Origin of the sequence: Pseudomonas lalucatii (genome assembly GCF_018398425.1) — a bacterium.
Classification (GTDB): Bacteria; Pseudomonadota; Gammaproteobacteria; order Pseudomonadales; family Pseudomonadaceae; genus Aquipseudomonas; species Aquipseudomonas lalucatii.
Genome location: NZ_JADPMV010000001.1, coordinates 709,815 through 724,242 on the forward strand (window position 1 = coordinate 709,815; position 14,428 = coordinate 724,242).

Annotated in this window: 3 protein-coding genes; all 3 read right to left on the reverse strand. The window is 62.3% G+C overall.

Features of this window, described 5'->3' with window-relative positions; genetic code table 11:
- Positions 1 to 158: 158 nt before the first annotated feature.
- Positions 159 to 11,267 carry a peroxidase family protein gene (locus tag I0D00_RS03135; RefSeq protein ID WP_213638304.1) on the reverse strand — a complete coding sequence of 3,703 codons (11,109 nt, stop codon included), beginning with the start codon at positions 11,265 to 11,267 and terminating at the stop codon, positions 159 to 161.
- Positions 11,268 to 12,138: 871 nt separating this feature from the next.
- Positions 12,139 to 12,423, reverse strand: a complete 285-nt coding sequence (ihfB, locus tag I0D00_RS03140; protein ID WP_003243558.1) for an integration host factor subunit beta — start codon at positions 12,421 to 12,423, stop codon at positions 12,139 to 12,141.
- A gap of 293 nt (positions 12,424 to 12,716) precedes the next feature.
- Complete coding sequence (gene rpsA / locus I0D00_RS03145) at positions 12,717 to 14,399, reverse strand: 30S ribosomal protein S1 (protein ID WP_213638305.1); 1,683 nt, start codon at positions 14,397 to 14,399, stop codon at positions 12,717 to 12,719.
- Positions 14,400 to 14,428 lie beyond the last annotated feature (29 nt).

The window sequence follows — 14,428 nt, forward strand, 5'->3', positions numbered from 1 at the left end:
CCTCACAGGCATGAACGTGGAGGACGTGCTTCGCACACCAACGGATACCAACAGTCCGCAGTACGGTGTGCGCGGCGCACCCTACAAAAAACGGTAGGGGCGACAAGTCACCCCTACCGCTGTTGTTGATACCTCGTTACGCTTTGCTGGCGACCTCCTTATACCGCCAGGGTGAAGTCTGCTTGGGTGATGGTGGTGGCATCGTTGATGCCCACCAGGCGGATGGAACCGCCACCGACCGACACCAGCGTGTCCGCACCAACATCGGCGATGGTCACGTTGGCGGCAAAGTTCGCCGCGGTCACGCCAAGTGCAGCGATATTGAGCAGGTCCTGGCCGTCGGCTGGGTTGGCGTCGAAGTCCAGGATACGGTCGTTTCCGAAGCCAGGTCCGAACACGAAGGTATCGTTGCCGAGACCGCCAGTGAGAATATCGTCGCCGGCTCCGCCGGTAATGGTGTCATTACCTGCGCCACCGGTGATCGTATTGGCCAACTCATTGCCTGTGCCGGTAAAGGCACCGACGCCGGAGAACACCAAATTCTCAAGATTGGCCCCCAGGGTGTAGCTCGAGTTCGTGGTATAGACCGAATCAATCCCCTCCCCAGCGAGTTCGATCACAACATCCAGGCCGATGACACCATAGTTGTCGTTACCCGCCCCACCGGCCATCGTGTCGTTGCCGAGACCGCCATTGAGGATGTCATTTCCAGCTCCGCCATTCAGGGTGTCGCTACCGTTGCCGCCATTGAGAATGTCATTTCCAGCTCCGCCGTTCAGGGTGTCGTTGCCGGCTCCACCTGTGATCGTATTGGCCAACTCATTGCCAGTACCGCTGAACGCGCCAACACCCGAGAACACCAGATTCTCGAAATTGGCCCCTAGGGTGTAACTCGAGTTCGTGGTGTAGACCGAATCAATCCCCTCCCCAGCAAGTTCGATCAAAACATCCAGGCCGATAACACCATAAGTGTCGTTACCAGCACCGCCAGCCATCGTGTCACTACCAGAGCTACCGTTAAGAATATCGTTCCCTGCCCCACCAATTAGGGTGTCGTCTCCGGCCAAACCGTTGAGGATGTCATTGCCTATGCCACCGATAATGGTGTTTGCCAAACCATTGCCGGTACCTGTGAAAGGACCGCTGCCGGTGTATGTCAGATTCTCGAGGTTGGCACCCAAGGTGTAACTGGCAAGAGTGGTACGAATCAAATCAGTACCTTCGCCAGCAAGCTCGGTCACGACATCCCCAAGCTCGGTGACTTCATAGGTATCGTTGCCCAGACCACCGACCATCGTATCGTTGCCGAGGCCGCCATTGAGGATGTCATTTCCAACTCCACCACTCAGGGTGTCGCTACCGTTGCCGCCATTGAGAATGTCATTTCCAGCTCCGCCGTTCAGGGTGTCGTTGCCGGCTCCACCCGTGATCGTATTGGCCAACTCATTGCCAGTACCGCTGAACGCGCCAACACCCGAGAACACCAGATTCTCGAAATTGGCCCCTAGGGTGTAACTCGAGTTCGTGGTGTAGACCGAATCAATCCCCTCCCCAGCAAGTTCGATCAAAACATCCAGACCGATAACACCATAAGTGTCGTTACCAGCACCGCCAGCCATCGTGTCACTACCAGAGCTACCGTTAAGAATATCGTTCCCTGCCCCACCAATTAGGGTGTCGTCTCCGGCCAAACCGTTGAGGATGTCATTGCCTATGCCACCGATAATGGTGTTTGCCAAACCATTGCCGGTACCTGTGAAAGGACCGCTGCCGGTGTATGTCAGATTCTCGAGGTTGGCACCCAAGGTGAAACTGGCAAGAGTGGTACGAATCAAATCAGTACCTTCGCCAGCAAGCTCGGTCACGACATCCCCAAGCTCGGTGACTTCATAGGTATCGTTGCCCAGACCACCGACCATCGTATCGTTGCCGAGGCCGCCATTGAGCACATCATCCCCCACACCTCCATCCAGCACATCATCCCCACCCAGCCCATTCAGGATGTCATTCCCACCCAGCCCCTGAATCTCATCGGCAACCGCCGTACCATTCAGCACATCGTCCCCCGCCGTGCCAACGATCACGCTTAGCACCGCCGCCGTCGCCAGCGAAGTTACGGTCTCCAGGGTGCCGAGGTCATCGGTATAGGTGACCTGAACGCGCAGTTGCTGCCCATGCTGCGCTAGGGTCGGGGTAAAGGTCGCCTGGGTGGCACCGGCGATGTTGTTGAACACCCCGCCAGTCCCCGCCTGCCACTGATACGCCAGCACCGGGTTGGCCGGGCCGTCCGGATCGGTGAAGGCGCGGGTGGCGGTCAGCAACTGGCCTACGTTCGGCGTGGTATCGCTGATCAGCATGGTGCCGACCGGCGCATCGTTGACCGATACCGCGGCTACCGGGTCGGTCACCGCCGAGAACACGGTCTCGAGCACGCCGTGAGCGTCCTGGTAGACCGCCTTGACGCGCAGGCTCAGCCCGGCCAGCTCAGCGGTGACCCGGAAGGTCTGCCCGGTGGCGCGGATATCGCCAAGCCCTGCTGCAACGATGATGTCCTCGAATACCCCGGTGCCGGTGAAGTCAGCCTGCCATTGATAGCTGACCGGCCCGCTGACGCGGCCCAGTCCCGGGTTGTCGGCGTCGGTCACGCCTTCGACCCCGGCCGCCAGCAGCGAGCCGACTTCCGGGCTGTTGTCGTTGATCGACGCCAGGCCCACCGGCTCGGCATTCAGGCCGGGCACCAGCACCACGGTCTCGTCGTTGAACTGCAGCCGCTCGATGTTGCGCAGCGTGTCGATGCCATCCGGGCCAATGATTCCGCCGATCAGCAGGTCTTCGCCCAAGTCCTCTACCGTGACGGTGCCATCGTCGTTCTCGGTGATGAGGTAGTTGGCCAGCGGTCCCGAGTACATGGCCGTGTCGAAGTTGAAGGCGCCATCGCCCGGGAGGATCTCGCGGACGATCTGCAGCTGGCCGGGGTTGATGGTGCCGGCGAACACCGCATCCAGCAGGGTCAGGCCGGCCGGCGTGCCGGCCAGGGCCCCGGACTTGTTCTGCAGAACGCCGGTCATGCTGTCGGCGCTGGCGATTTCGACGTTGCCGGCGTCACGCACGCTGATGCGTACGTTCAGCCACAGGTCGCCGTCGATCAGGTCGTCGCCGCCGTTGCCCTGGATGAGGTCGCTGCCGTTGCCGCCGAGGATGATGTTGCCGGCGCCGAACGAGGTCACGGTCGCCCCGAGCATTTGGTCGAGGAACGCTTGCAGGCCGTCGATGAGGGCGATGTTGGTCAGCACGCTGCCCCTGAAGCCGGAGGCGGCGATCATGCCCGCGTCGAAGTCGTCGCCCAGCAGGATATCGCTGTGGGCAGAGCCCGACAGGCCCTCCATCGATTCGAAGCGCGCCAGCACCGAGCCGGTCGACGGCGGCAGAATGGCCTCGTTGAAGGCCCGCAGGCGCATGTCGACATAGGCACCGGCCGGGTTGTCCTTGAACACCGCCCAGTCGAAGCCGGAGCCGCCGAGGTAGCGATCCGTCGGCCCGCCGTTGCCGACCATGATGTCGTCGCCGCCCTCGCCGCCCATGCGGTCGATGCTGTCGCCACCGATGAACACGTCGTTGCCGATGGTCGCATCCAGTCCGCGCACATCGAAGTTGTCGCCGGAGCTGCCGTCGGCCATGCCCAGCTCGAGCCAGTCGTCGCCTTCGTTACCGAACACGAACTCGTCGGCAATGTCGCCCAGGATGAAGTCGTTGCCCGGGCCGCCGAAGGATTCGTCGGCGTCCTCGCCGGTGACGATGAAGTCGTTGCCGAAGCCGCCGAGGATCAGGTCGATGCTGTTGCCGCCATGGATGGCGTCGTGGCCATCACCGCCCTGCATATTATCCTCGCCACCCTGGTCGGTCATGATGTCGTCGCCGGCGCCGCCGAAGATGATGTCGTTGCCGTCACCGCCCTCGAGGCGGTCGTTGCCTTCGTCACCGTGCAGGGTATCGTCGCCGATACTGGCGATCAGGATGTCGTTGCCGTTGGTGCCGCCGAGCACCACGTGCTCGTCACCGGTGTAGCGCAGGTAGTTGCTGTCGCCCCCAGGGGTCGCCGGGTTGTCGCGGATCACGTCTGGCCGCAGCAGCGCGCCGCTGTCCGGATCGGCCCTGCCGTCGGCACCGAGGCCGGTGAACTGCAGGCTCTGATCCACCTCGAGGATGAAGCCCGGGGTCGAGAACACGTCACCCGGCAGGTGCGTGGCATTGGTGTTGGCCATGATCATGCGGGCGAAGGAGTTGTTCTCCAGTTCGGTGAGGAAGTTCAGCCCCGCCGTGCGTTCCAGGTAGTAGAAGCGGTCGCCGTTCTGCAGCTTCTCCAGCTGGTTCTCGAACACGAAGTTGAAGGTCGAGCCGAGCATGCCGCCGAACGGCATCTGCCGCTCGGCCAGGCCGCCGACCCACAGGTCGATGTCGTCGACGCCGGTGGTAGTTACGTTTCTGATGTCATCAGCCGTGCCCAGGATTTGATCCGGGCCAGGCAGATTGATGTTGGCATAGGCGCCAGTGCTGTTGAGGAACGCCAGTCGATCGGCTGTAGCCTCAGCCGACTCGCCCACTACCCCGAATACTATATCCATGGCCGCTGCGCGCTTGTCGGCCAGCGTAGTGGCGCTGGTTATGCTCGCATGGGTGCCGTAGGCGGCGATGAAGTTCACCAGTGAGGACTGGTGGCGCATGTTCATCGCGAAGTCGACCCAGCTCGTATATGGCTTGAGCTGGCTGTCGCCGGTGTTCTCCCAGAAGTCGCGACGCGCCGCGTTGAGCGAGGGCACGCCGGTGTCGCGGGAGCGAGCGATGTTGATGGCCGGCAGGTCCAGCGGCAGGCCCAGCAGGTTGTTGCGCAGCGCCTCGGTGACGAAGTTGTCGATCTCGTTACCGGCCTGGCGGGTGACCCCGCGCACGATGGCGCCGGCCGCCTCTTCAGGGCTGAGCGTACCGCCCTGGTTGAACGCCAGCGGATTGAGGAAGGCCTCGATCAGCCCCAGCTCGCTGGAGACGTAGTTGGGGTCGAGGCGATCGACGGTCTCGAGCAGCATCGAGTGGCCGAAGCGGTACACGGCGTGGGCGAACTCGGCGACGATCGCCGGGTTGATATCGCCGTCGTAGCCCTGACCCTCGCCGAGGAACACGTCGACCTGCGGCTGGATCTTGCGGGCGAACTCCTCGAAGACCAGGTGCTGGTACTGCATCTCGGTGGAGAACTTCGCCACCTGGAACAGACGGTCGCCGTTCCACACCAGGGCGGCGATCTCGCCCGGCGTGGTCGGTAGCGTCACTATCGGGTTCAGCAACCAGTTGTTGATGAAGTCCACGTCGTTCGACGCCAGCACCACATCCTTAGAGTGCTGCACCATGCGGTTGTGCTCGGCGTGGAACACATGGTGCACTGCGCTCAGGGCGACGTTCTCGTTGACCCGGCCGTCGCCGGCCATGAAGTGCGCCTCGAGCAGCTCGTTGTCGTAGGTGGTGCCGATACCATCGTCGACCCCGGCAACGAGGTCGGCATCAGGGGCCAGCGCAACACCGAAGGCACTGAAGGGGTTGGCGCTGTGGGCGATGTCCACCAGGAACATATGCCCGGTGCGCAGCGCACCGACCGCCAGGGGACTGACCGGCGACAGCGGGTCGCCTTCCACCAGCTCATCGCCGGTGCCGGCGATGCCGTCCGGGCCCAGTTCGGTCACCAGCTGGGCGAAACCATTTTGGCCAGGAATGAACTTGCCGTAGGCATCGACCGCTACCAGCGGCACATTGAGCGCATCGTAGTCGCTGAGGTCGATGCCCAACAGGTCACGGGCCTGGGCCTTGACGTCGCCCCAGGTGGCCATGCCGCCGTTCACGCCGGTGATCAACTCCCCGGTCGCCACCGGCCGACCGCCGACCATCTCATAGGCGCGCAGGAACACCTGGTGCGCCGGATGCGAGGTGTAGGTCTGGTTCTGGTCGACGAAGGGCGAGGTCTGGTTGTTGTGGGTATGGATGTCGTCGGGCGTGCCCAACACATTGTCGGGCCCCGGCTGCACCGAGGTATTGGTGGCGCGGGTGAGCAGCATGAACTGCTGGGCCGGGTTGGTCAGCTCGTCGCCGGTACCGGCCATGCCATCCGGACCATGGGTGATCAACGGATCGTCCGGCTGCAGCGGCACGAACACGTTGCCATTGCCGCCCTTCTGCACCAGATCCAGGCCGTGGTCGAAGAACTGGCCGAAGAAGGTGAACCAGGCATTGAAGGGTGCCGACAGGCCCTCGTCCGGGGCGGTGTTGGGGATGGTCAGGGTCTGTCCGCGCGGGATCACCACGCCATCGAGGTCGAGGATGATCGGCGTGCCGTCGGCATTGAACTGCGGAATGCCCGACTCATCAACGGCCTGGGTGCCCAGCCCGGCATCGAGGAAGGCCTGCACCGCCGAGGGGTTGGTGATGGTCTGGTCGGCGATCAGGTTGCTGATGATGCGCGGATCGGAGTCGACCACATCGGTGGTCGAGGCATAGTTGGTGTTGGTCACGCCATTGAAGCCAGCGCCTTCATCTCCCTCGTTGCGGAACTGCTGCGGCAGCAGGAAGGGGAAGTTCTCGTCGGTGGCGCCGAAGCCGCTTTGGCCCTGCACCAGGTTGTTGAGCGAGCCGTCGACCGTGCGCATGCCGAACGGCACCCGCGAGTTGGGCAGCAGCGACAGCAGGTCTTCACCGGCGGCATGCCGCTCCGAGATGAAGATCTGCTCGAGCATGAACTGCAGGTCCGAGCGGATCAGGTGCAAGCCGCCGCCGGGGCTGACCGTTGCCGACTCGGCCGGCAACACGGCAGGCGTCGGGAAGACGCCCGCGGCCACCGGGGCCGTGCCTGTAGAGAAGACCAACTCCAGGGTGCCGTTGTCATCCTGATAGACGGCCTTGACCCGCAGCGCCAGGCCTTCCAGGTCCGGCGTCACGCGGAAGGTGTTGCCAAGCTGGGTCGCCGGGTTGCCGCCGCCCAGGGCGACGATGTCCTCGAAGATGCCGTCACCGAAGGTGTCGACCTGCCAGATGTAGCTGATCGGCCGGCCATTGAGGGTGCCGCCGGCATTGTCCTGGTCGGTGATGCCGGCCACCGATGCGGTCAGTAGCTGGCCGACCTGCACCGTACCGCTGACCTGGATGTTACCCAGCGGCGAGAAGTTGCCGAATTGCTGGGTGCCGGCGACCTGCTCGACGAAGTTGCCGGTGGCGTCGTCGCGCACCAGGGCGATATCGTTGAACTGCAGGCGTTCGATGCCGCGCAACCGGTCGACGCCATCGCCGTCGATGAAGGTATCCGTCACGGTGAAGATGTCGTCGGCGAAGTCGGCCGTGCCTCTGGTGTCACGGCTGATCAGGTAGTCCGGCACGCCGAGAGTGGAGAAGTTGCCGGTGAACACCGCCGTATCGAAGCTCTCCGGCTTGAGCAGGATCTCGCGCACGATCACCAGTTGGCCCGGGTTGTAGGTGCCGTTGAGCATCAGCGGGATCATCGGCTTCATGCTGTCGAAACTGGCGATCTCCGCCCCGGTACCGTCGAGGTTCTCGCGTACGCTGATGCGCACGTTGAAGGTGCGCTCGCCGTCGATCAGGTCGTCGCCGCCGCGGCCCTCGATGATGTCGCTGCCGCCGCCGCCGAGGATGATGTTGCCGGCACCGAAGGAGGTGGTCGGCACGCCGAGCATCTCGTTGAGGAAGGCCTGCAGGCCGCTGATCCGGGCGATGCCGTCGGCGGTGAGGGTGCTGTTCTGCGGGCCCTCGACATTGATGGTGGTCGCGTCGGCGTGGTCGCCGCGCAGGATGTCACCGTGATCGGAACCGAACAGGCCCTCGACCTGGACGAAGCGATCGAGGATGCCCTGGTTGGAGGCCGCCACCGGCGGCTCGATCAGGTCATTGACCAGCATGTCGACGCTCACGCCGAAGCGCGAGAACTTGTAGCCGACCCAGTCGAAGCCGCCGCCGCCACCGAAGTGATCCTCGCCCTCGGAGCCGATCATGATGTCGTCGCCGCCCTCGCCGTCGACCTCGTCGAAGCCGCCGCCGGTGATGAACACGTCATGGCCGAGAATGGTGCTGGCCTCCAGCGGGTCGAAGTTGTCGCCGCCGGCGCCATCGGAGGTGCCCAGCTCGATCCAGTCGTCGCCTTCGTTGCCGAAGGCCGGTCCATTCAACGGTGCGCCATAGATGAAGTCGTCACCGGGCCCCCCGAAGGTCTCCGAGACGTCCTCGCCGGTGATGATGAAGTCCTTGCCATGACCGCCGAGAATCAGGTTCTCGCCGTTGCCGCCCTGGATCACGTCGTTGCCGTCGTTCCCCTTGAGCACGTCGTCACCGCCCATGTCGGTGATGATGTCGTCACCGTCGCCGCCCTCGATGACGTCATTGCCATCGCCGCCTTCCAGGCGGTCGTTGCCGGCGTCGCCCCACAGGGTGTCGTCGCCGATGCTGGAGATGATCACATCATCGCCATCGGTGCCACCCAGGACCACATGGTCGCCACCGGTGTAGCGCAAGTAGTTGAGGTCAGGCCCTTCCGTACCGGGATCGTCACGCATCACCAGGGGAATCAGCGGGTTATCACCGACCGGATCGGCCCGCCCATCGAGCCCGAGACCGGTGAACTGCCGGCTCGGGTCGACCTCGAGGATGAAGCCCGGGGTGGAGAAGATATCCGCCGGCAGGTGGATGACATCGGTGTGGCGCATCACCAGCTTGGCGAAGGAGTTGTCCTCCATCTCGGTGAGGAAGTTCAGGCCCGCCAGCCGCCCCAGGTAATAGAAGCGGTCGCCGCTCTGCAGTGCCTCCAACTGGGTCTCGAAAACGAAGTTGAAGGTCGAGCCGAGCAGACCGCCGAAGGGCATCTGCTTCTCGGCCAGGCCACCGATCCAGAAGTCGATGGCATCGACCCCGGTGATGGTCACACCATCCGGGCCGCTGGCCCAATCGCCGGTGCTGTTGAGGAAGTCGAGGCGATCGCCCGCGACCACGCCATCGCCGTTTTCGTCGACGCCGAAGACCAACTCCATGGCGGCCGCACGCTTGTCCGCCAGGGTCGTGGCATTGACGATTGAAGAGTGAGTGCCGTAGGCGGCGATGAAGTTGATCAGCGACAGTTCATGCTTGAGGTTGCCCAGCAGGTCGACCCAGCTGGTATAGGGCTTGAGCTGGCTGTCGGCGGTCATCTCGTAGAAGGAACGGCGCGCCGCGTTCAAAGACGGCACACCGGTATCGCGACCACGGGCGATGTTGATGGCCGGCAGGTCCAGCGGCAGGCCCAGCAGATTGTTGCGTAGCGCCCCGGTGACGAACTCGTCGATCTCGTTGCCCGCCTGGCGGGTCAAGCCGCGCGCCAGGGCCCCCGCGGCCTGTTCGGCGGTGACGGTGACGCCACCGAGCTGGTTGAACGCCAGGGGGTTGAGGAAGGCCTCGATCAAGCCCATGTCACTGGAGACAAAACTAGAATCCAGGCGGTTGACGGTCTCGGTCAGCATCGAGTGGCCGAAACGGTAAACCGTGTGGGCGAACTCGGCGACTATGCTCGGATCGAGGGTGACGTTGAAGCCATCCGGCGCCAGAAACACATCGACCTGCGGCTGGACCTTGCGGGCGAATTCCTCGAACACCAGGTGCTGGTACTGCATCTCCGTGCCGAACTTGGCGGCCTGGAACAGCCGCTCGCCGTTCCACACCAGGGCGTCGATCGCCGGCTGGGTGGTGGGCGCCACGGCCACCGGGGTCAACAGCCACTGATTGAGGAAGGCCACATCGCCGGCCAGCGCCGCATCGATGACCACCTGCTTGGTGAGCTCGACCAGGCGGTTGTGCTCGGAGTGGAACACGTGGTGAACGGCCGTCAGGCCGATATTCTCGTTGACCCGGCCGTCGCCGGCCATGAAGTGTGCATCGAGCAGTTCATTGTCGTAGGTGCCAGGCTCCGACAGGCCGACTGCGCCGTCGGAATCGGCCGCAAGCATGGCGCCACTCTGACTATCGATCGGGTTGGCGGTATGGGCGATGTCGACCAGGAAGGCTTGGCCGGTCAACACCGCGCCCGCCAGGCTGATCGGGGCGGCCGGATTACCTTCCATGAGGAAGTCATCGGCGGTGCCCGGGATTCCGTCCGGCCCTAACATCACGACCTGCGGGAAGCCGTTGGGTCCCGGGATGAACTTGCCGTAGGCATCGGTGGCCAGCAACGGAATATTGGTCACGTTGTCGTCGGTGAGGTCGATACCCAGCAGCGCGCGGGCCTGGGCCTTGACCACGGCCCAGGTGGCCATGCCGCCGAGCTCCACGTCGTTGCCGTTGCCGAACACACCATCGACCAGGTCGCGATTGGTGATCAGCCGGCCGCTCGAGACCGGCTTGCCATCGGCATTCAACTCATAGGCGCGCAGGAACACCTGATGCGACGGGTGGGAGCTGTAGGTCTGGTTCTGGTCGACGAACGGCGAGGTCTGGTTGAGGTGCTCGTGCACGTCGTCGGCGGTGCCGAGGATGCCATCCGGGCCGGGTAGGTTGGTCGCCCGCGTCAGCACCATGAACTGCTGGCCAGGGTTGGTCAGCTCGTCGCCAGTGCCGGCGATGCCATCCGGACCATGGGTGATCAGCGGATCGTCCGGCTGCAGTGGAATGAACACCAGCCCGCTGCCGCCCTTCTGCACCAGGTCGAGGCCGTGGTCGAAGAACTGGCCGAAGAAGGTGAACCAGCTGTTGAAGGGGGCGGACAGGCCTTCATCCGGCGCGGTATTGGGGATGAACAGCGATTGACCGGCGGGAATCGCATTGCCGTCGAGATCCAGCAATGTGCCGACGGGGAAGGCTATGCCGCCCGCGTCTTGTTGGCTGCCGTCGGCCAGGACACCCATGCCCGCGTCGACGAACGCCTGCACCGCAGCCGGATTGGTAATGGTCTGGTCGACGATCAGGTTGGAGATCGTGCGCGGTTGCGAGTCGATCACCATGCCACTGGTTTGGGTGTAGGAGGTTCCGCCCTCGGCCGGGCGGAACACCGGGTCGAGCAGTCGTGGGAACGTATTGTCGGCCGCACCGAACTCGGTCTGCCCTGTGAGCAGGTTGTTGAAGGAACCATCGACGGTTCGCAGGCCGAAGGGCACCAGGGTATTGGGCAGCAAGGACAGAAGGTCTTCCCCGTTCGCGTTGGCTTCGGCGATCAGGATCTGCTGCAGAATGAACTCCAGGTCGGATTTGATGAAGTTGGCCATTTCTGTTTCCTCGATGCTCATCGCTGAGCGGCTGAGCGCTGACGTTTAGCGCTCAGCGCGCAAAAAACAGGAAGCCACGTGCATGCAAGACCGTCGCAAAGGCGTGGCTAAGCGTTGCAGTACTTAACGGTTGGAATGCTGGGGATAAGGCCGAACGCTGCCGCAACCGACTGCCTTGGCGAATCAGTACCGACCAGAGTTGGAATCGTCCCGTCGACGCCTAGACAAGTGTCAGGCGCTGAGCCTCAGGCATGAGGCGGTCCACGTAGCAGTGGATCGAAGTAGTGCCCTAGCGGAGACAGCATCATTGTGATTCTGCTCATCGTGATTCTCATCGTTGGCGGCTGACATAAGCCTCCGTGCCCTCTCCTGCACGAAATGCCTCGTCAGCAATCACACTCGATTTGACTAAAGTCTCGCCGCCAAGACTTGTCAAGATATCGTCGAGCAATAACTTACGGACGGATATCTAAAATATCTTATTGATACTATTGGAAATACTCAGTAAATCCGGACTACCAATAACCGTCTGTCAGTGAATTCATGTCGCGTTAGCATGACTCCGCGCATCTGATCTATACCTCTCAAGGGTCGACGTTCGGGACGTCCAGCAGAGAGAACGGGTTTGCGGGCCAACCGGCCAAGGCGACCCCTAAGACGAGCAGCGAAGGTGTCGGTATCGATGCGGAAATGCTCATGGCTTGGCCTCAGTGGACCCTGAGCGCCGCAGAGAGCATGGCGGTGGAACACGGAGCGGGGATCGTCGTGTGCCGCAAGGCACGGCAGCGACGCGCCCCTCGGCGCGCCGGGAACACCCGTCGCGCAAAAGGGGCAAGAGAAGGGTTGGAAGCAATCGCTTCCGAGAAGGGTGCTACTCGTCCTCGTTTACCCGGTCACGCAGCTCTTTGCCGGGCTTGAAATGCGGGACGAACTTGCCATCCAGGCGCACCGACTGGCCGGTCTTGGGGTTACGACCGACTCGTGGCGCCCGGTAATGCAAGGAGAAACTGCCGAAGCCGCGGATCTCGATACGGTCGCCAGTGGCCAGTGCCTGGGACATTTGCTCCAGCATAGTCTTGATCGCCAGCTCGACATCCTTGGAGGACAACTGCCCCTGGTGGGTGACAATTCTTTCGATCAACTCCGACTTGGTCATGGTTTTCCCTTCTTTTTCAAGCGGCTAGACCACTCTATAGAATGGTTTTAGCATGCTGGTCAGCATTTGAACAGCCCAAAAAACAAGGTGTTAGCTGCCGAACCAGGCTTCCCACGCCCGGCCCAAGGGCTGCGAATGATGCGCAGCCCCTGGTGCATCCCGGGTGAGAGTGAGCGCGGATCGTGCCGAGCGGGTCGCAGCCCCCTCGAAAGAACTGCCCCGCCCCTAGCCGGATAAAAACGCGGGCACAAAAAAGGGCGACCGAAGTCGCCCTTTTTTTGGATTACCCGAACTTAGTTCTGGTTTTCCATCTGCGCACGAATCAGATCACCGATGGTGGTCGGACCGGAAGTCTCGACTTCCTGCTTGCTACGCATTTCCTTGATCGCTTCCTTCTCGTCCTCGACATCCTTGGACTTGATGGACAGGCTGATCACGCGGCTCTTGCGGTCAACGCTGATGATCTTGGCTTCGACTTCTTCGCCTTCCTTCAGCACGTTGCGCGCGTCTTCAACGCGGTCACGGCTGATTTCGGAGGCCTTCAGCGTCGCTTCGATATCGTTGCCCAGATCGATGATGGCGCCCTTGGCGTCAACTTCTTTCACGGTGCCACGGACGATGGTGCCCTTGTCGTTGATCGACACGTAGTTGGAGAACGGATCGTCTTCCAGCTGCTTGATGCCCAGGGAGATGCGCTCGCGCTCCGGATCGACGGAGAGGATGACGGTTTCCAGCTCGTCGCCCTTCTTGAAACGACGTACGGCTTCTTCGCCCACTTCGTTCCAGGAGATGTCGGACAGGTGAACCAGGCCGTCGATGCCGCCGTCCAGACCAATGAAGATACCGAAATCGGTGATCGACTTGATGGTGCCGGAGATCTTGTCACCCTTGTTGAACTGGCTGGAGAAGTCTTCCCACGGGTTGGTCTTGCACTGCTTGATACCCAGGGAGATACGACGACGCTCTTCGTCGATGTCCAGAACCATGACTTCCACTTCGTCGCCAACCTGAACGACTTTCGACGGGTGGATGTTCTTGTTGGTCCAGTCCATTTCGGAGACGTGTACCAGGCCTTCAACGCCTTCTTCCAGCTCAGCGAAGCAGCCGTAGTCGGTCAGGTTGGTCACGCGCGCCATGACGCGGGTGCTCTCCGGGTAACGGGCCTTGATGGCAACCCATGGGTCTTCGCCCAGCTGCTTCAGGCCGAGGGATACGCGGTTACGCTCGCGATCGTACTTCAGGACCTTGACGTCGATCTCGTCGCCAACGTTGACGATCTCCGACGGGTGCTTGATGCGCTTCCAGGCCATGTCGGTGATGTGCAGCAGGCCGTCGACGCCACCCAGGTCCACGAACGCGCCGTAGTCGGTGAGGTTCTTGACGATACCCTTGACCTGCTGGCCTTCCTGCAGGGACTCCAGCAGAGCCTCGCGCTCGGCGCTGTTCTCGGCTTCCAGCACGCTGCGGCGGGAAACGACAACGTTGTTGCGCTTCTGGTCCAGCTTGATGACCTTGAACTCGAGCTCTTTGCCTTCCAGGTGGGTGGTATCACGCACCGGACGTACATCGACCAAGGAACCTGGCAGGAACGCACGGATGCCGTTAACGTCGACAGTGAAGCCGCCCTTAACCTTACCGTTGATAACGCCCTTGACCACTTCCTCGGCGGCGAAAGCTGCTTCCAGAACGATCCAGCACTCGGCGCGCTTGGCTTTTTCGCGGGACAGCTTGGTTTCACCGAAGCCATCTTCAACCGCGTCCAGCGCAACGTGGACTTCGTCACCGACCTTGATGGTCAGCTCGCCTTGTTCGTTGAAGAACTGCTCGAGCGGGATGACGCCCTCGGACTTCAGGCCGGCATGCACGGTGACCCAGTCACCGTCGATGTCGACCACGATGCCGGTGATGATGGCACCCGGCTGCATGTCGAGGGATTTCAGGCTTTCTTCAAATAGTTCTGCGAAGCTTTCGCTCATGTTGATTCCTGTTGATTCAGGGCAGGGAA